Here is an 18107-nt window from a genome sequence, read left to right as displayed (position 1 = left end):
GCTAACACAACTCGACGGCATCGAACAAGCAGCCGTCATCGCCCGCGAAGACCACCCCGGAGACAAACGCCTCGTCGCCTACATCACCGGCACCGCAAATCCCACCGAAATACGCAACCGACTCACCCGACAACTCCCCACCTACATGATCCCCGCCGCAATCATGACACTTCCCGCACTACCGCTGACCGTCAACGGCAAACTCGACACCCGCGCCCTCCCGGCACCCGAATACACCACCGGCAAATACCGTGCCCCCACCAATCCCACAGAAGAAATCCTCACCACCATCTACGCCCACACACTCGGACTCGACCACGTCGGCATCGACGACTCGTTCTTCGACCTCGGCGGAGACAGCATTTCGTCGATGCAGGTGGTGGCGCGGGCCCGAACCGCCGGTCTCGTGTTCAGGCCGCGCGATATCTTCGTCGAGCAGACCGTTGCCCGCCTGGCCGAGGTGGCGGAGGTGGCCGGCAGTGCCGACGGCCCGATCGACGACGGCGTCGGGCAGGTGGTCGCGACCCCGATCATGCGCTGGCTGCACAGTGTTCACGGCCCGATCGAGCAGTTCAATCTGATGGCGTTGTTGCAGGCGCCCGCGGAGGTCACCGAGACCGACGTGGTGGTGATGGTGCAGGCCTTGCTGGATCGGCATGCCATGCTGCGGCTCCGCGTCGACGACGGCGCCGGTGAGTGGTCGCTGCGGGTGCCCGAGGCGGGGTCGGTGGATGCGAGCGCTTGTCTGCAAGCGGTCGACGAGTTGTCCGATGAGGAGCTGACGAAGGCGCAATCTCGGTTGAATCCGGCCGCCGGGGTGATGCTCAGCGCGCTGTGGGTTGCGTCCACCCGCCAGTTGGTGCTGGTAGTGAACCATCTGGCCGTCGACGTGGTCTCGTGGCGAATTCTGCTGGACGACCTCAACACCGCCTGGGCGCAACACCGTGCGGGGCAGCAGGTCACGTTGCCGACAGCCGGGACGTCGTTCGCCCGGTGGGCATCGCTGCTGGCCGAGTACGCGCACCGCCCGGAAATCGCCGGGCAGGCGGCCGCTTGGAGGAAGGTGGCGGCGATCCCCGCCGCGATCCCGCCGGTGCAGCCCGAGGATACGTTCGCCACCGCTGAGCACATGGAGGTGTCGCTGGACGCCGAAACCACCCGCACGATCCTCGGTGAGGTGCCGGCGGCGTTCCATGCCGGGGTACACGAGATCCTGCTGATCGCGTTCGCCTTGGCGTGGACGGAGTTTTCGAACAGCGGCAGCACACCGATCGGCATCGACGTCGAGGGCCACGGGCGCGAGGAGGAGCTGGCCCCCGATGTCGACCTGTCGCGCACCGTGGGATGGTTCACGACCAAATACCCGGTGTCGCTGGCGGTGGGTGGGCTCTCGTGGGCGCAGGTAGCGGCCGGCGAGACAGCGCTGGGGGCGGTGATCCGTGACGCCGAGGAGCAACTTCGTACGGTCCCGAACCCAGTGACCTACGGTCTGCTGCGCTATCTGAACGCCGATGTCGACCTGGGCGGCTCCGACCCGCCGATCGGATTCAACTATCTGGGGCGCCTGGGCGTGCCGGTGCTCGACGCTTCGGCCGAGGGTGATGTCTGGCGGCTCGGCTATTGGGGTTCGTTGTTCACCGACAACGGCAACGCCGGTCGCGCAATGCCACTGGCACACACCGCGGCCGTCAATGCGGTCACCGTCGACAGCGACAGCGGCCCGCGCCTGCACGCCCAGTGGACATGGGCGCCATCCAAGCTCGATCGCGCGGCGATGACGGAGCTCAGCCGGCTGTGGTTCGAAGCCCTCGGTGGTATCTGCGCGTATGTGCGACAAGGTGGGACCACGTCGACTCCTTCCGATACCGCTCCCGCGCAGCAGAGTCAGCACGTCGATGCCGAGAAGAAGGCCGAGAACAAGCCCGGGAAAAAGCGCCTCAGCTACGCGGACTACCTTCACCTCGACGAGCTGCTCGGCGCTGTGCAGCCGTTGTTCGCGGGCGACGACCGTTTTGCTTGGAGCGACGAGAGGTACTTCCTGGTCGTCCACCAGACCTCCGAACTGTGGGTTTCGCAGATCCTGCTCGACCTCGAGCTCGCGCTGCAGTCCGCCAGTCTGGAGGAGTTCGACAACGCGGTCGATCGGTTGAAGCGTGCCAATGCGGTGCTCGAACTGATGCTGACGACAGAGAGCGCCCTACAGCATCTCGCGGTGGACGCCTTCCAGCAGTTCCGGCCTCGATTGCAGGGAGTGAGCGCGGCACAGTCGGACCAGTTGGCGACCTTGCTGGCCGGCGTTCGCCACGCTCCCGTGGCAGCTCTGCTGGAGATCGTGGCCGACCGGCACGACGACGACAGCACCCACCGCCGGCAGCGCCGCTATCTGGGCGCGCAGCTCGATGTATTCATCGCCGGCCTCACGCGCTGGCGACTGAACCACCTGGACGTCGTCCGCCGCTTCATCGGCAACAGCCGGGGCACCGGGGGCACTGCCGGGCTCGGCTTCCTGATCGATCGCTTGAGTGATTCTTCGCGGCCGTCGTAGGACTCGCTGGTCGCTCTGAGAGGTGAGGAATGCCGACACGTTCGTTGGTGCGCTACGGCACCCACCCGAGCCAGCACGGCACGCTCAGCCTTCCCGACGGCCCCGGCCGATGGCCCGTTGCCGTGGTCATCCACGGCGGATTCTGGCGAACGGCCTACGGTGCCGACCTGACCTCCGAGCCGGCCGAGGATCTGGCACGACACGGCTTCGCCGCCTGGAACATCGAATACCGGAGGGTGGGCGGCGACCCGGACCGCGGCGGCGGTGGTTGGCCGGCCACCTGTCTCGACGTTGCCGCCGCTGTCGACCGGCTCGCCGCGATCGGCCGGAACCTGGAAGTCGGCAGTCTCGACCTGTCACGAGTCGTCGCGATCGGGCATTCGGCGGGAGGTCAGCTGGCCGGCTGGCTGGCCGGTCGAGGATCGCTGCCCGCCGATTCTCCCGGAGCCTCGCCCCTTGTACCGCTGACCGGGTTCGTCAGCCAGGCAGGAGTTTTGGACCTCGAGCTCGCGCTGAAGGAGGACCTGGGCTCCGGAGCCATCCGAAACTTCCTGGGCGCCTGGGCCGACGACCCCGCGGCCCGCTCCCTGGCTTGTCCCAGCGCACTACTTCCGATGGGCGTCCCCTCGATGTGCGTGCACGGCACCGCTGATGACGACGTGCCACTCAGCCAGTCGCAGCGGTTCGTCGCCACAGCCCGACAGGCCGGGGACGACTCCCGGCTACTGGTGCTCCCGGGCACCGACCACTACGCACTCATCGACGTCACGTCCTCGGCGTGGGAGGCCTGTCGCGCGGCGGTCATGGATTTGGCGCGCTGAAGCTCGCCACCCACACCATCTGATCAGCTCCGTATTCGCAACCCGGAAGCCGCAGCGTCGGTTCGGCCGCCCGAACTGTCACGGGGATCCGAAACCGCCGGGCCGACAGCACATTCGGACCGGCAACTGACCAAGCGAGAACGCCAGGTCGCCGACCTCGTCGCCCAGGGATGGACCAACAAGGCGATCGCCGCCAGGCTGGTGATTTCGCAACGCACCGCGGAAGGCCATGTCGAACATATCCTGACCAAACTCGGCTTCACCTCACGCGCCCAGATCGCCGCATGGGTCGCCGGGCAACCGCGGGTGTGAACAGACCACGTCAGCCGCTGCCCATCGGCGGCTCACGGGTGATTCGTCTCCTCGTGGGGGTCGGGAGTCAGGCGAGCGCCCAGTTCGGGGAAGGTGCGTATCGCCTGCAACGCGGCCGCCAGCTCGGCGACGGTCGCCGGGTCGTCGAGTTCGCCGTCCAGACGCTCCTCGAGCCGGCGCATGCGATAGCGGACGGTGTTCTCGTGGCAGTACAGCACGCGCCCGGCCTCGGCAGCGGAGGAGCGAGCATTCAGCCACGCCTCCGCCGTCGTGAGCAAGGTACTGCGATCGTCGTCGGCCATCGTGAGCACGCGACCCAGGACCCGCCTGACGAAACGGCGAGTCGTGTCGAGGTTGCCCATCACGAGTTCGGCCATGGGGGTGTCGGGTAGCTGCCGTACGCCGGTGGCATCGGGTTCGAACGTTTCCACTGCGATTTTCGCGAATCGCAGTGCGCGCGGTGTCCGGTCGAGCCGGCTGTACGGCGGACTCATCCCGACGCGAGCGGACGCGAATTTGGCTACCAGCGAACGAATTTCGTCGGTGCGGCGCCGCCCGCAGGACAGGATGACGATCTCGTGTTCCGGCCCGGTCCGCCACGCGGAGGCCACATCGAGTGCGCGCAGTCGCTCCTCGAGTCCGGGCAGCGCGGGCCGGCCGAGCTCGGGTGTCTCGGCGACGACGACGAGAAATGAACCGTCATAAGGCATATCGAGCAACTTCGCGATTTCCCAGGCGGTGTGGTTCTCGTCGGAAGGACCGTTCAGCAGCGCCGCGACCAGCGCCGAACGCCGCCGATCCGCGAGAATCATGGCCTCGCCGACCGCGGCGCGGTAGGACTCGGTGAGCGCGGTCGAATAGTCGTCGGCCATGGCCCAGATGTCGGTGGCGACGTTGAGCAAGGCATCGAGCGAACACTGCCCCGAGGCACGGGCGGAATCGAGCAGTCGCTGCCAGAGGAACGCGGATCCGAGCCGGAAAGCACGCAATACCTCGGGCAGCGGCGCCCCTTGACCGGCACGCTCGCGGCCGGTCGAACGCGGTGCCCGAAGCTCCAGCGTCCGGCCGTGCGCCAGCCGGTGCAGCATGTACTCGAGGTTCGATCGGGTCGACCGGCGCAGTTCCGCGCGCGGCACCACGCCCGGCTCACGGTAGATCTCGATCTCCTCGACGATGCGGTCGACCAGGTCGTCGGTCAGCTCGTCGAGCCGCCCGGTCAGGCCGTTCGCTATCGGCACGATCAAGGAATCGGGAACGCTGCGGGGCACGATGCGAGGCTACGGCCATGCGGGTCCGGCGAGAATATCGCCGGGCACAGATTTCCCGGCCGTCCACTGTCGCCCGCCATATGGGCCCGGCGCTGTCGGGTGCAGACGATTGTCGACGTGACCAACCTCGCCATCAACCTCAAGGACGCCGCCGGTCAGTTTCCGGACCGTGCCGCGGTCCGCCTCGACGATCAGCTCCTGACCTACGCCGCGTTCGACGATCTGAGCGCCCGCGTGGCCGGGCGGCTGCGCGACCTGGGCGCGCAGCCCGGTGACCGAGTCGCGATGATGCTGCCCAATGTCACCGCGTTCCCGATCGTCTACTACGGCATCCTGCGGGCCGGCCTGATCGCGGTGCCGATGAATCCCCTCCTGAAGGAACGCGAAGTCCGGCATCACCTCGCCGACTCGGGCGCCCGGATCCTCTTCGCGTGGCATACCGCCGTCCCGGAGGCCACCGCCGGGGCGGCGCAGACGGAGGTGCGCGTTCTCACCGTCGCCGACGATGCCGCGACCGAGTTCGCATCGTGGCCGGACTCGCCGGAAGTGACGGTCCGCGACGACGAGGACACCGCGGTGCTGCTCTACACCTCGGGCACGACCGGCACCCCCAAAGGCGCGCAACTGACCCACGCCAACCTGCGGGCCAATGCCGCGGTCGCAGCACGCACATTGCTCACCGCCACCCCGGACGACGTGATCATGGGCTGCCTGCCCCTGTTCCACGCATTCGGGCAGACGTGCTGCCTCAACGTCGCCGTGCTCAGCGGAGCCACCATCACACTGGTCCCGCGCTTCGCCCCGGAGCTGGTGCTGAAGGCGATCGAACGCGACGGCGTCACGATCTTCGAAGGCGTGCCGACGATGTACGTCGCCATGCTCGGCGCGGGCCCCGGCATCGCCGACACCGCGACGTTGCGGCTGTGCCTGTCCGGTGGCGCCGCGCTCCCGGTCGAGGTGCTGCGGGGATTCGAAGAGCGATTCGGCGTTCCCGTCCTCGAAGGGTACGGACTGTCGGAGACCTCGCCGGTCGCCTCGTTCAATCGTGTCGGCGCCGCGCGGCCCGGGTCGATCGGCACCCCGATCGAGGGCGTGCAGATGCGGGTCGTCGATACCGACGGCAACGACGTCGCGCTCGGTGAGGCCGGCGAGATCGCCATCCGCGGCCACAATGTCATGAGCGGCTACTGGGCTCGCCCCACGGCTACCGCCGAGGCGATCAGGGACGGCTGGTTCCACACCGGCGATATGGCGAAACAGGACGCGGACGGCTACTTCTACATCCTCGACCGCAAGAAGGACCTGATCATCCGGGGCGGTTTCAACGTCTACCCGCGCGAGATCGAAGAGGTCCTCTACGAACATCCGGCCGTCCTCGAAGCCGCGGTGCTCGGCGTGCCCCACGAGACCCACGGTGAGGAAGTAGCCGCCGTGGTCGCGCTCGTGCCGGGTGCCGAAGCGACCGCCGACGACGTGCGCGACTACGTCAAGGCCCGCGTGGCGGCCTACAAGTATCCACGCCAGGTGTGGCTGGTCGATGCCCTGCCCAAGGGGCCGACAGGCAAGATCCTCAAACGCGAAATCGTTGTCCCGCAAGGATTGTGAGGACGAGCTCGGCGGCCCCGAGGCGAGGGAGACTCCCGGCTCGGTGTCGTCCTAGCTCAGGGTCTTCAGCGCGGCCGCATCGTAGGCCTTCAGTTCGTCGATCCGGCCGCCCAGCACCTTGGCCGCCCATTCCGGGTCCTGCAGCAGGGCCCGGCCGACGGCGACCAGGTCGAACTCGTCGCGTTCCAGGCGGTCCAGGAGGTTGTCGAGGCTGCCGAGTTCGGCGCCGCGGCCCGTGAAGGCGTGGAGGAAGTCGCCGTCGAGACCGACCGAGCCGACGGTGATGGTGGGTTTGCCGGTGAGCTTCTTGGTCCACCCGGCCAGGTTCAGGTCCGAGCCCTCGAACTCCGGGAGCCAGTAGCGGCGGGTGGAGGCGTGGAAGGCATCGACACCGGCGGCGGCCAGCGGCGCCAGGATCGCGTCGAGCTCCTGCGGGGTCTCGGCGAGCCGCGCGTCGTAGGCCTCCTGCTTCCACTGCGAGAAGCGGAAGATCACCGGGAAGCCGGGCGACACGGCCGCGCGGACCGCGGCGACGATCTCGGTCGCGAACCTGGTGCGCGCCAAGGGATCTCCACCGTAGGCATCGGTACGGCGGTTCGTGCGCGCCCACAGGAACTGGTCGATCAGGTAGCCGTGGGCGCCGTGCAGTTCGACCCCGTCGAAACCGATGCGCTCGGCGGCCGCGGCAGCCTCGGCGAAGGCGGCGACGACGTCGTCCAGGTCGCGCTGCGTCATCGCCTCACCGGTCCCCTCGGTACCGTCGACGCGGATGCCGGAGGGGCCCATGGCCGGGGCCTCGGGGTAGGGCTGTTCGCCGTGGTTGCGGACCATGCCGATGTGCCACAGTTGCGGCACGATCGTGCCGCCCGCCGCGTGCACGTCCGCGGCGACCTTCGCCCAGCCCGCCAACTGCTCGGCACCGTGGAACCGCGGTACCCGATCGCTCTGACCGGCCGACGCGTGGCCGACGTAGGTCCCCTCGGTAACGATCAGACCGACACCGGCGGCGGCCCGGCGCGCGTAGTAGGACCGCACGTCGTCGCCGGGAATGCCGCCCGGGGAGAACATGCGCGTCATCGGCGCCATCACGATGCGGTTGGGGATGGTCAGGCCGTTCAGGGACACGGGCCGGGACAGGATCTCCGCTGCGCGGGAGACGTCGGACGCGGTGACGGGCACGGGTTGCTCCTCGTAGAAACTTGACAACTTTGATGGTTGATAACCTCAAGCAATTTCCACGGTAGGGGTGAATAGTTGAGATGGTCAAGTTTCGGGACGTAGGATGAATTGCATGGCAGAGGTTCAGCACATCGACACAGCCCAGCTCATGGAGCTGCTCTCGGTGTCGCTGGGCGTCTATTACAGCGACTTCACGGCCGCCGCGGCGAGTGAGAACCTCACGGCGAGCCAGGGCAAGACCTTGACGGTGCTGCGCCGGGGTCCCGCCGCGATGCGCACCCTGGCCGAGATATTGGCGTGCGACGCGTCCAACGTCACCGGGATCATCGACCGGCTGGAGAAGCGGGGTCTCGTGCGACGGGAGGCCAGCGCATCCGACCGTCGCGTGACGAATCTGGTCATCACCTCCGAGGGCGAGCGCGCGGTCGACGCGATCCGCGCGACGATGCACCGGACCCGGGAAGGCCTGAGCAGGCTCGGCGACGAGGACCGAGCCCACCTGTACACGCTCCTGGAACAGGCTTTCGTCCAGCCCTGACGCCCAACAGAACCGGCTTCTTGCCAGAATGCGCCGTGAACTTGCCAGAAATCGGAAGTGTTGGCGTCTAACGTTTTTCGTGCGCCCAGGGGTGGTCGCGGCGGGCACACTGATCGCGGATCCGCAAGCAGGAGGGGAGATCCGCGCTCAGGCCGGAGCTGTAGCTTGAAGCCGTTCTTCGGCCGGCCGCGCGAAAGGGAACTTCTCTTGGATTCGGAGTATCAGTGGGAGGAGGAATCGTCGGCATCCGCCGAGACACTCGCCGAGCGGATGGAGTACTGGCACCACTACCTGCGGAGCCGGCAAGGGTCGGTGGGATTGGCGTTCGGCGACGACGCCGACGACTTCACCTGGTCGACCACCGCGCAGCGAGTCGGCCGGATGCAGATCGTGCGCTTCGATTCCGATCCCGTGCACTACCGCCGCACCGGACGAGATGTGCGCAGCGACGGCGACGACAGCTACCGGTTGCTGCTACCGCTGCGCGGGGAATTCAAGTTCGCGCAGGGTGATTCCGCGGAAGTCGTCGCTCCCGGCACATTGGCATTCTTCCAGTGGGGTGCGCCGCTGGTGATGCGTCAGGACGAGCCGCTGCGAGCGCTGATCATGACCGTCCCGGAGACGTCGGTGGATCTCTCCCGCGCCAGGAACGCTCCCCTCGCACTCGACGGACGGCGGCCCTTGGTGCGATCGCTGGTGCGCCAGATCGGGGAGCTTCACGCCGGTCACGGAGACTGGACCGCAGTGGATTTCGCGGTCGCGTACTCCAGCGCCCTCGTACTGCTCGACGGTGCGCTCAACCACGATCACACCCACGTCGCGGCGGGCGGCAAATACGCGAATCTGGCTGCCCGCGCGCGCGAGATCATGGAAATACACTGCGGCGACAGCAGACTGACCCCGGACGCTGTCGCCGGCCTGTGCGGTTGCTCCCGCCGGACGCTGCACAGCGCCCTCACCGAGGCGACCGGTCTGGCCCCGGCGGCACTGTTGCGCACGATTCGTCTCGACCGTGCGCGGCAGCGCTTGTCGTCTCCCCTGCCGGTGGACATGGACACGGTCGCGCACCACACCGGGTTCACCACCACACGCCGTTTCCGCGAAGCCTTCCAGCGCCGGTACGGCCGGAGCCCGGAGCAGATGCGCGCCGAGCTGTACGGGTCGTAGCGGAGTCCCGCCGGTGCAAGCCGTGTCGTCACCCGAAACCCTTGACCTGCAGCAGGGTTGAGGTATCACACTGGGGCGGTGACCGACTATCTGCTGCGCCCGATCGGATCCGTCGAATCCGAACTCACGGACCTCGCTACCGCACCGCGCCAGCCCGACGAAGGCGCCCCGCCGGCCTGGATCGTGCTCGACGACCGCTACGCCGAGGCGCTGGAGGGCCTCGAGCCCGGGATGGACCTGGTTCTGCTGACCTGGCTCGACCGCGCCGACCGGGACACCCTGACTCTCCATCCCCGTGGTGACACGAGCCGTCCGCTCAGCGGGGTGTTCAGCACGCGCGCACCACATCGCCCGAACCCGATCGGGCTGCACGAGGTCCGGATCCTCTCCATCGCCGGCGCCCGCATCCGCGTCGCCCACCTGGAAGCCTTCGACGGCACCCCGGTCCTCGACATCAAGCCCGTGCTCGCGGCGTCCGCGGCGAACCGGTGAGAGGAGATACGCCCTGCTGTCAGTCGTTGTCGCAGAGCGCTTTCAAGGTCCGCGGGACTTCCTCGGCCGGTAGATAGCATCCGGTCTGCTCGAAACCGCCGATCGTATGAGTGTTGTAGTCGCCGTAGCCGATACGGAGGAAGTCGTCGCCGCTGAGGCCGTGCACGGTCCAGTCGAAGGCCACCCGGGCCCGGGCGACGAGGGTGCGCAGCGCCATCAGGTGATAGCCGCGCGTGACGAATTGTGCTGGGATGCCGCGCAATCCGATCTTCAGCGGACGCGCCACCGCATCGGCGCCGCCGAGGTCGACCACCAACCCGAGGTCCTGGTGCCGGTACGGCGTCGGCCGCTCGCCACGAAGCGCCGCCACCAGATTCTTGCCGAGGTGACGTCCCTGCCGCATGGCGTGCTGCGCGGTGGGAGCGCACACCACGCCCGCACCGGCGGTCAGGTCGGGTACCGCGGCCGCATCGCCGCAGGCCCATACACCGGTGAGCCCCGGTACGGTGAAATCGGCTGCCGCGACGATGCGGCCCTTCTCCGTCGCCGCACCGAGGTGTCCGGCGAGAGGGCTGGGGACCACACCGGCGGTCCACAGCACCGTCCGCGTCGGGATGAACCGGCCGTTGGTGAGCTGAACCCCGTGGGCGGTAACCTCTTTCGCCGACGTGCCGGTGATCAGTTCGATGCCGCGTTCGGCCAGATTCCGTTCGGCCTGTTCCCCCAGTCGCTGCCCGAGTTCGGGCATGATCCGATCGCCGTGGGTGACCAGATGCCAGCGCACCATGCCGGATTCCAGCTTCGGGAAATACCGGCGCGCGGCGGCCCGGGTGACCTTGTTGAGCACCGCCGCGGTCTCGGTACCGGCGTAACCGGCGCCGATGGTGACGAAGTTCAGCCGCTCCCGGTCCTCCTCCTCGCCGCCGCGCACGGCGGCGACGTCCAACTGCTGCAGGACGTGGTCACGCAGGAACATCGCCTCGGCGAGCGTCTTCATCCCGAATCCGTACTCGTCCAGTCCGGGCACATCGAGGACGCGAGTGATGCTGCCCGGCACCAGCACCAGATGGTCGTAGTCGAGAGCGCTGTCGGCGCCCGCGGATCCGCGCACCACGACCTGCCGGGTATCCGGATGTACCCCGATCGCCATCCCCGGCACCACCTCGGTACGGCGCAACACCCTCCGCAGCGACACCGTGATCGACCGCGGATTCAGCACACCCGAGGCGACCTGCGGCAGCAGCGGCAGATAGAGCAGCCCCGCATCCGGTGTCACGAGTTGGATGAACGCTTCGTCGGAACTGAGATGACGTTCCAGGTAACGGGCACATTCGACGCCGGAGAAACCACCGCCGATGATCACGATCTTCGCGGGACTCACGAATTCACTCTACTGATCGCGACCGAAGACGCGGGTCGCGTTCGGCGGCCGGGCCGATGCGGTGGCAGCGGCGAAAGTCGAATCGGCGCAAGACATCAGCGGCGCCGGACAGTTGCCGGTGGTTCGCCCGCTATGCCGTGGCGTCCGGAACCGGGAACTGGCCGGCGTCGCGGGCCGAATGCTTCGGTGCCAATTGCACGCCGGCGAGTCCGGTCCAGCACAGGCTGGCGGTCGTGGCGATGGCCTCGTGTTTGGGCAGGGGTTTGCCGGTGGCCACCCAGTCCCGCGCACACGACTGAGCGATGGCGACCAGCTCGGCCGTGATCAGCCAGCCGTGCTCGGCGCGCGGTAGCGGATGCGGTGCCAGCGCCTGGGCGAGCGTGTCGATACAGATGGTGGCGGCTTGATGGGCGATGCGTTGCGCCGACGGTTCGTCGGCCACGGCGGCGCCGGCCAGCAGAGCCGCACTGCGTGGCCGGGTGTCGGCGAAGTCGAACACCGCTGCTACCGACGCCTCCACGATCGATCGCATGCCCTCGGCGGGTTCGAGTGCGGCGGTGAGCGTCTCCTCCAGTTCCTGCATCGCCTCGTGCAGAACGGCCAGATACAGTTCCAGCTTGCTCGAGAACGACTTGTACAGGACCGGCTTGCTGATCCCGGCCCGGCAGGCGATCTCCTCCATGCCCGCGGCCCGATACCCACACGCGGCGAACAAACCCGCCGCCGCGGCCAGGATCACCCGCCGACGCCGCTGCCTGGCCTGCGTCATCTGTCTGTCCACCTGGCACCTCCTCCGCTCACGGTACCGACGCCCGGGTCCGCCACAACCGCCGCCCGCACGATCGGCGGATTACCGCGTGCCGCATTCGGGTCGCTCACCGGCCGATTGCCGGGTGGGCGGCGGACGCATGTAACCTTTCCTCCCAGGAACTCGCACCTGAGGCGGGTTCACCCCAGCCTGGTGTGGTCAGAAGGGAGATACCGATGGGTAAGCGTGGGCGTAAGAAGCGCAGCCGCCGTAAGAATGCGGCCAACCACGGCAAGCGGCCCAACTCCTGAGCCGTTGCGCCGTGCGCCCCGGGACCGCCCAGCGGACTCGGTGCACTGCTGAAGACGACAATGCGGCACGCCATCACGGATGGCGTGCCGCATTCGCGTTTCCGGTCAGGACTCGCGTTCGACCCGGGTTTCGGTGACGGTGATCGAGCGCCGGATGTCGAGAGTGAGCCGCTCGCGCAGCGATTCGGGCGCACGGTCCCCACCGCATTTGCGGCTCAGCAGGCGCTTGAGCTTCTCCTCCAGGCCGTATGCCTCGATACACGGCGAGCAATGGTCCATGTGGTGCTGCAATCGCGCCCGCGTGGCATCGTCGCATTCACCGTCGAGAATCAGCCAGACGTCGGTGAGAACCGCGGAACAGTCCAGTTCCATCTCGTCCCCGGCGCCCCGATCCTCGTGCTCGTGCCCACTGGTGCTCACTGGGTTACCTCCTGACGCGCCCCGTTGCCCGTTCGGTTCCGGTCGAACCCCCGCTCGTGCGCGACATCGGCCAACAGCCCCTTGAGCTGTTTGCGCCCGCGGTGCAGCCGGGACATGACGGTGCCGATCGGAGTCCCCATGATGTCGGCAATCTCCTTGTAGGGGAAGCCCTCCACGTCGGCGTAGTACACCGCCATCCGGAATTCCTCCGGTAGCGACTGCAGTGCCGCCTTGATGTCGTCGTCGGGCAGCGCCTCCAGCGCCTCCATCTCCGCCGAGCGCAGACCGGTGGAGGTGTGCTCGGCCGTCGCGGCGAGCTGCCAGTCGGTGATCTCGTCGGTGGGGTACTGCGCGGGCTGGCGCTGCTTCTTGCGATACGAGTTGATGTAGGTGTTGGTCAGGATCCGATACAGCCAGGCCCGCAGGTTGGTGCCCTCCCGGAAGGACCGGAAACCCTGATAGGCCTTGGCGAAGGTCTCCTGCACCAGATCCTCGGCGTCGGCTGGGTTGCGGGTCATCCGCAGGGCCGCACCGTAGAGCTGATCCAGCAGCGGCAGCGCGTCCCGCTCGAAGCGCCGCGCGAGTTCGGCTTCGTCGGCCGTGGAGCGCACGGTCGAATCGTCGTCGCTGTCCGCGTCCTCGGCGTCGCGAGCGTCGGAATCCTCGGACGTGAGGTCGTCGTCCACCGGATCGTCGGGGATCTCGATATCCTCCGGTCGGGAACCGCCCGCGGTGTCACCGCGGGGGCGATCGGCCGCCAGTTCGTCGTCGCTCGTCACGGAAGTCCCTTCGGTCGCCGTAGCATCTGAATCTACCGCGCGGGAGGGTCGCCGATCGAACCCGGTGTCCGGGATCATGATGTCGATCAGCGGGTACGACAGCGGGTCGCCGGTCGTTACCGGGCGTTCGTCGACGAGGACGGTCACCGGCATCTCCTTCGAACTTTTCCGATCTCGAGCGGCTGCGAAGGCAGCTGCGCTGTGCTGGCGGAACAGTGCAACATGCGGGGCCTCCACTGTGTTCCCACGGCCGCGTCACACCCGGCGAAACGCGATTGCCGGGGATGAACCGGCGCCGCTAGGGTGGCCGGCATGGCCGCATCGACACCCGCGATCCGGGCACTGACCCAGGCGAAGGTGCCCCATGCGGTGCATTCCTATCCCCACGATCCGCGCAGCGATTCCTACGGCGACGAGGCCGTCACCGCCCTGTCGCAGCGGGTGGGTGTGACGGCCGCTCAGATCTTCAAGACGCTGATCATCGAACTGTCGACCGGTACCCCCGCGGTCGCGGTGCTCCCGGTTCCGCACTCGCTGTCGTTGAAGGCGGCGGCCGCGGCTCTGGGCGCGCCCAAGGCGGCCATGGCCGACAAGGCGAAGGCCCAGCGCGTCACCGGTTACGTCCTGGGCGGGGTGTCGCCGCTGGGGCAGAAGCGCGCACTTCCCACTGTGGTGGACGAATCCGCCCTGAGCTGGGATCGCATCCTCGTGAGCGCCGGGAAGCGCGGCCTCGAGATCGAACTCGCGCCCGCCGAGTTGATCCGGTTGACCGGCGCGGTCACAGCGCCCGTCATCGCCTGATTTCTCGCATTCGTCGAGATCCGACCACCCTCGTCGGAAATATTTGTGTGTAACAACTAGTTGGTGTATACAAATAGTTGATTGATGCAAGTAGTTTTCGGCCCGGTGTGCGGCCGATCGGGTGGAAACGGAGGTCCGACATGGACAGCGAGCAGGTGATCGATCAGATCGCCCAGCAGCTGATTCGCCTGGGGCGGATCCGGGAGCGGACCAACGCCCAGGTGGCAGCGGCATCGCACGGCGATATCGATCTCTCGGCCTACCGCATCATCTTCCGCCTGCTCTGCGACGGCCCGATGCGCTCCGGCTCGCTGGCCGAGGCGATGTACTCCGACGCGTCCACGATCAGCCGCCAGGTGGCGGCCCTGGTCAAGCGCGGCCTGTTGCGCCGCGAGGCCGATCCCAGCGACGGCCGCGCCAGCGTCCTGATCGTCACCGACGCCGGCAAGGAAATGGCCGCCCACCTGCGCGTGCGGCGCAACGAGATGATCCGGCGCATCCTGACCGACTGGAACGACCCCGACCGCGAGCTGTTCGCGGTCCTGCTGCACCGCTTCGTCGACGACTACGAAGCCGCGCGACCGGCGATACTCACCCTCCCCTCCCCCACGGAAGGCCCTGCGACGGAGAAGAATTCGTGACCACAACCACCACCCCGGCCGCGGCCGGCACCGCACCGAACGCCGCGGGTTTCACCCACCGGCAGGTGCTGGTGATCATGAGCGGCCTGATCCTCGGCATGCTGCTGGCCTCCCTGGACCAGACGATCGTGTCCACGGCCATCCGCACCATTTCCGACGATCTCAGCGGCTATTCGCTGCAGGCGTGGGTCACCACCGCCTATCTCATCACCGCGACCCTCAGCACGCCGCTGTACGGGAAGCTGTCGGATATGTTCGGGCGCAAGCCCTTCTATCTGGCGGCGATCGCCATCTTCGTCGCCGGGTCGCTGCTGTGCACCATGGCCCAGTCGATGTACGAGCTGGCCGCCTTCCGCGCATTCCAGGGACTGGGGGCGGGCGGGCTGATGTCGCTGGCGCTGACCATCATGGGAGATATCGTCTCGCCGCGGGAGCGCGCCCGCTATCAGGGCTACTTCCTGGCCGTCTTCGGCACCTCGAGTGTCGTGGGGCCCGTGCTGGGCGGCCTGTTCGCAGGTCAGCCGGCCATTCTCGGCATCGACGGCTGGCGCTGGGTGTTCCTGGTGAACGTGCCGATCGGGCTGCTCGCCTTCGCCGTGGTCACCAAGGTCCTGCAGCTGCCGCGCCGCCCGCATCCCGGGGTGCGGATCGACTGGTGGGGCGTGCTGATGCTCGCGGTGGGCATCGTCCCGCTGCTGGTGGTGGCCGAGCAGGGCCGGGAATGGGGCTGGGGCAGCGCGGATGCCATCGCCTGCTATCTGATCGGCGCGGCCGGCGTACTGGGCTTCATCGCGGTCGAGGCGAAACTCGGCGATCTGGCGCTGATTCCGCTGCGGATGTTCAAGAATTCGACGTTCGCCCTGGGCGTGGTCATCTCGTTCGTGGTGGGCGCCGGCATGTTCGGCGGGATCTCCCTGCTGCCGCAGTATCTGCAGGTGGTGCGCGGATCGAGTCCGACCGTCGCCGGCCTGCAGATGCTGCCCATGGTGCTCGGCATGATGACGGCCTCGGTGATCGCGGGCCAGACCATCTCCCGCACCGGCCGCTATCGCGTCTTCCCGCTGATCGGTGCCGGCCTGCTGACGCTCGGGCTGTTCCTGCTGCATCTGATCGGCGCCGACAGCCCGCTGTGGCTGGTGATGATCTTCATGGCGATCGCCGGACTCGGCCTGGGCAACCTCATGCAGCCACTCACGCTGGCCTTGCAGAATGCCCTGCCGCCGAAGGATATGGGCGTGTCCACGGCCGCGGCCACCTTCTTCCGGCAGATCGGCGGGACCCTGGGCGTGGCGGTCTTCCTGTCCATTCTGTTCGCCCAGCTGACGCCGCATATCAGCGACGAATTGCACAGCGCGGCAACACAACCGGCCTATCAGCAGGCCGTGATCGCCGGTGCGCACAGCGGCAATCCCGCCGATGCGGCGCTGTCGAAAGGTTTGCTGTCCCACGATGTCTCGGCGGCCGGACAGGTGATGAGCGACAGTTCGGTGATCCAGCAGTTGAATCCGACGCTGGCCCGCCCGTTCCAGGTCGGCTTCGCCGATTCGATGGACACCGTATTCCTCGCCGTCACCGCCGTCGCCGGGATCGCGCTGTTGCTGGTGGTGTTCTGGAAGGAGGTGCCGCTGCGCACCGCGGGCGGATTACAGGCCAGTGCGGAGTCGACCGGGGTAGCCGATGCCGCCGGAACCGTTGCGGCCCAGGCCTCAGCCGAGTCCGACGCCGAACCGCCGGCGACCCGCGCCGCGGAGGCACCGGCCCGGACCTGAGCCTCGGACACGCGGGCAGGACACGCAGTACTACGGGTGCGATTCACAGGAATCACCGGAATCGCGCCCGTATCTGTGCGTTACTTGTCGGGCAGTTCGTTCTCCCCCGATTCGTTCCGAACCGAGGATGTGATGCGAAATGACCCACCGTCCGCGCGTACGCAGCCTGCTCACCGCCACGGCAGCCGCCGCAGTGCTCGCCCTGGGATCCGGTCTGCTCACCGCCGCACCCGCCGGCGCCGCGCCGAGTATGCCGACCCCCGTCCACAATCCGGACTATCCCCTCGGCGGCGACGCCGAACATCCAGGCGCGCCGGAGAAGGATCCCCGGGCGGAGAAGGCCGAGAAACTGGGCGGCAACACCACGACCGAGCTCATCGAGTTGGGCGCGACCATCCTGAAATGCGGACTGAACATCGTGGCGCCGACCGTGAAATGTGAATAGCGGCAAGAAAACAGGCGCCGGGCCGGGTTCAGATCAGGCTGATCTGCCCGGCCTGTTCGCTGCCCGCACCCGGTACCGGCTCCAGCAGCTGCGGACCGTTGTTGCGCACCGAATTCACCAGCGGCGAGACCGGACGCGCGACGATGGACGAAATCACCTGCGCCTCAGGGGTTTCCAGTAATTCGTGTGGCGCCGGATGGTCGGGGTCGAGCCAGGCGTCCCAGTGTTCGCGCGGCATCATCAGCGGCATCCGATCGTGGATGCGGGTCAGATCGCCCACCGCGTCGGTGGTGAGGATCGTGCAGGACAGCAGCGGGGCCATATCCCGCTGCGCCGGATCCCGCCACACCGACCACAGGCCGGCCATGTACAGCCGGCGCCCCTCGGCATCCGACATGTAGTACGGCTGCTTCACGGCCTTGCCGGAGCCGGTGGGATGCGGTTCGGTGAGCCATTCGTACCAGCCGTCCATCGGAACCAGACAGCGACGCTTCTTCACCGAATCCCGGAACGAGGGCGCCGTGGCGGCGCGGTCGGCCCGGGCGTTGAACAGCGGCTTGCCCTTGGCCGGAACTCCCGGTTCGGCGGCCTTCGTCCAGACCGGGATCAGCCCCCAGCGCATGCGGCGAATCCGCAGCGCCGGGTCGTCGTCGGGGTGGTCGTGGTCGTGACGGCGAACGACGGTGAGGATCTGATTCGTCGGGGCGACGTTGTAGTTGGCGCCGTTTGCGGATTTGCCGCCGGCACTCTTGTCACCAGCACCGGGCGCCGATTTTCCTGCGGCGGCGTCACTCGGCGCACCGTCCGCGGTCTCGTCGAGGGCGTCGAGTTCGACCGCCAGCCTGGCGGGATTCGCCGTGGTCGCATATCTGCCGCACATATCTC

Annotated in this window: 18 protein-coding genes and 1 pseudogene; 12 read left to right on the top strand and 7 right to left on the bottom strand. The window is 67.7% G+C overall.

Translation table 11 applies throughout. The features are described from left to right. The 3 genes and pseudogenes from IG65_RS0112475 to IG65_RS36790 all read left to right on the top strand — a co-directional run. Nucleotides 1-2545, top strand: a 2545-nt coding sequence (locus IG65_RS0112475; protein WP_231509169.1) for a tryptophan 2,3-dioxygenase family protein, incomplete at its 5' end; no start/stop codon positions are given. A 29-nt stretch (nt 2546-2574) separates the two neighbouring features. Then, nucleotides 2575-3366 carry a S9 family peptidase gene (locus IG65_RS0112470; protein WP_030515060.1) on the top strand — a complete coding sequence of 264 codons (792 nt, stop codon included), beginning with the start codon at nt 2575-2577 and terminating at the stop codon, nt 3364-3366. A gap of 123 nt (nt 3367-3489) precedes the next feature. Then, nucleotides 3490-3678 (top strand): annotated as a pseudogene (locus tag IG65_RS36790) (response regulator transcription factor); the annotation flags it as partial. Between the two features lie 32 nt (nt 3679-3710). Here IG65_RS36790 and IG65_RS0112460 read toward each other — a convergent pair. Beyond that, a complete protein-coding gene (locus IG65_RS0112460; RefSeq protein WP_051755806.1) occupies nt 3711-4946 on the bottom strand; it encodes a CdaR family transcriptional regulator in 1236 nt (411 codons plus the stop codon). A gap of 117 nt (nt 4947-5063) precedes the next feature. On the opposite strand from IG65_RS0112460, the gene IG65_RS0112455 reads away from it, so the two are divergent. After that, nucleotides 5064-6551 (top strand): long-chain fatty acid--CoA ligase, encoded by a 1488-nt coding sequence (locus IG65_RS0112455; RefSeq protein WP_030515057.1) that lies wholly within the window; start codon nt 5064-5066, stop codon nt 6549-6551. 51 nt (nt 6552-6602) lie between these two features. Here IG65_RS0112455 and IG65_RS0112450 read toward each other — a convergent pair whose 3' ends face one another. Beyond that, complete coding sequence (locus IG65_RS0112450; protein ID WP_030515056.1) at nt 6603-7730, bottom strand: NADH:flavin oxidoreductase; 1128 nt, start codon at nt 7728-7730, stop codon at nt 6603-6605. Between the two features lie 112 nt (nt 7731-7842). On the opposite strand from IG65_RS0112450, the gene IG65_RS0112445 reads away from it, so the two are divergent. The 3 genes from IG65_RS0112445 to tsaA all read left to right on the top strand — a co-directional run bounded on the left by IG65_RS0112445 (nt 7843) and on the right by tsaA (nt 9927). Further along, nucleotides 7843-8268, top strand: a complete 426-nt coding sequence (locus tag IG65_RS0112445; protein WP_030515055.1) for a MarR family winged helix-turn-helix transcriptional regulator — start codon at nt 7843-7845, stop codon at nt 8266-8268. Nucleotides 8269-8475: 207 nt separating this feature from the next. Next, nucleotides 8476-9435: an AraC family transcriptional regulator gene (locus IG65_RS0112440; protein WP_030515054.1), complete on the top strand. Its 960-nt coding sequence runs from the start codon at nt 8476-8478 to the stop codon at nt 9433-9435. Nucleotides 9436-9513: 78 nt separating this feature from the next. Further along, nucleotides 9514-9927: a tRNA (N6-threonylcarbamoyladenosine(37)-N6)-methyltransferase TrmO gene (gene tsaA / locus IG65_RS0112435; RefSeq protein WP_030515053.1), complete on the top strand. Its 414-nt coding sequence runs from the start codon at nt 9514-9516 to the stop codon at nt 9925-9927. Nucleotides 9928-9946: 19 nt separating this feature from the next. Here tsaA and IG65_RS0112430 read toward each other — a convergent pair whose 3' ends face one another. Both IG65_RS0112430 and IG65_RS0112425 read right to left on the bottom strand, forming a co-directional pair. Continuing rightward, nucleotides 9947-11308, bottom strand: a complete 1362-nt coding sequence (locus tag IG65_RS0112430; RefSeq protein WP_030515052.1) for an NAD(P)/FAD-dependent oxidoreductase — start codon at nt 11306-11308, stop codon at nt 9947-9949. Nucleotides 11309-11438: 130 nt separating this feature from the next. Continuing rightward, nucleotides 11439-12089 (bottom strand): TetR/AcrR family transcriptional regulator, encoded by a 651-nt coding sequence (locus IG65_RS0112425; RefSeq protein WP_156055565.1) that lies wholly within the window; start codon nt 12087-12089, stop codon nt 11439-11441. Nucleotides 12090-12292: 203 nt separating this feature from the next. Here IG65_RS0112425 and IG65_RS39775 point away from each other — a divergent pair, with 203 nt between their 5' ends. Then, nucleotides 12293-12367, top strand: a complete 75-nt coding sequence (locus IG65_RS39775) for a 50S ribosomal protein bL37 (protein ID WP_369801531.1) — start codon at nt 12293-12295, stop codon at nt 12365-12367. A 105-nt stretch (nt 12368-12472) separates the two neighbouring features. Here the strand turns inward: IG65_RS39775 and rsrA are convergent, their stop codons facing one another. Further along, entirely contained in the window at nt 12473-12739 is a 267-nt protein-coding gene (gene rsrA / locus IG65_RS0112420; protein ID WP_030515050.1) for a mycothiol system anti-sigma-R factor, read from the bottom strand. Nucleotides 12740-12783: 44 nt separating this feature from the next. Then, nucleotides 12784-13398: a sigma-70 family RNA polymerase sigma factor gene (locus IG65_RS34635; RefSeq protein WP_036504644.1), complete on the bottom strand. Its 615-nt coding sequence runs from the start codon at nt 13396-13398 to the stop codon at nt 12784-12786. A 471-nt stretch (nt 13399-13869) separates the two neighbouring features. Between IG65_RS34635 and ybaK the strand changes: the two genes are divergently transcribed. From ybaK to IG65_RS0112395, 4 genes are all read left to right on the top strand, one after another. Then, nucleotides 13870-14367: a Cys-tRNA(Pro) deacylase gene (gene ybaK / locus IG65_RS0112410; RefSeq protein ID WP_197039823.1), complete on the top strand. Its 498-nt coding sequence runs from the start codon at nt 13870-13872 to the stop codon at nt 14365-14367. Between the two features lie 140 nt (nt 14368-14507). Continuing rightward, a complete protein-coding gene (locus IG65_RS34630; protein WP_051755802.1) occupies nt 14508-15008 on the top strand; it encodes a MarR family winged helix-turn-helix transcriptional regulator in 501 nt (166 codons plus the stop codon). 77 nt (nt 15009-15085) lie between these two features. Then, nucleotides 15086-16777 (top strand): MDR family MFS transporter, encoded by a 1692-nt coding sequence (locus tag IG65_RS0112400; RefSeq protein ID WP_081879438.1) that lies wholly within the window; start codon nt 15086-15088, stop codon nt 16775-16777. Between the two features lie 139 nt (nt 16778-16916). After that, nucleotides 16917-17222, top strand: a complete 306-nt coding sequence (locus IG65_RS0112395; protein ID WP_030515045.1) for a hypothetical protein — start codon at nt 16917-16919, stop codon at nt 17220-17222. Nucleotides 17223-17250: 28 nt separating this feature from the next. On the opposite strand, the gene IG65_RS0112390 is transcribed toward IG65_RS0112395, so the two are convergent. After that, nucleotides 17251-18102, bottom strand: a complete 852-nt coding sequence (locus IG65_RS0112390; protein WP_030515044.1) for an SOS response-associated peptidase — start codon at nt 18100-18102, stop codon at nt 17251-17253. Between the last annotated feature and the right edge of the window lie 5 nt (nt 18103-18107).

It is taken from the genome of Nocardia sp. NRRL WC-3656, from assembly GCF_000720265.1.
In the GTDB taxonomy this organism is placed as follows: Bacteria; Actinomycetota; Actinomycetes; order Mycobacteriales; family Mycobacteriaceae; genus Nocardia; species Nocardia nova.
This window is presented reverse-complemented; position numbering and strand designations above follow the sequence as displayed.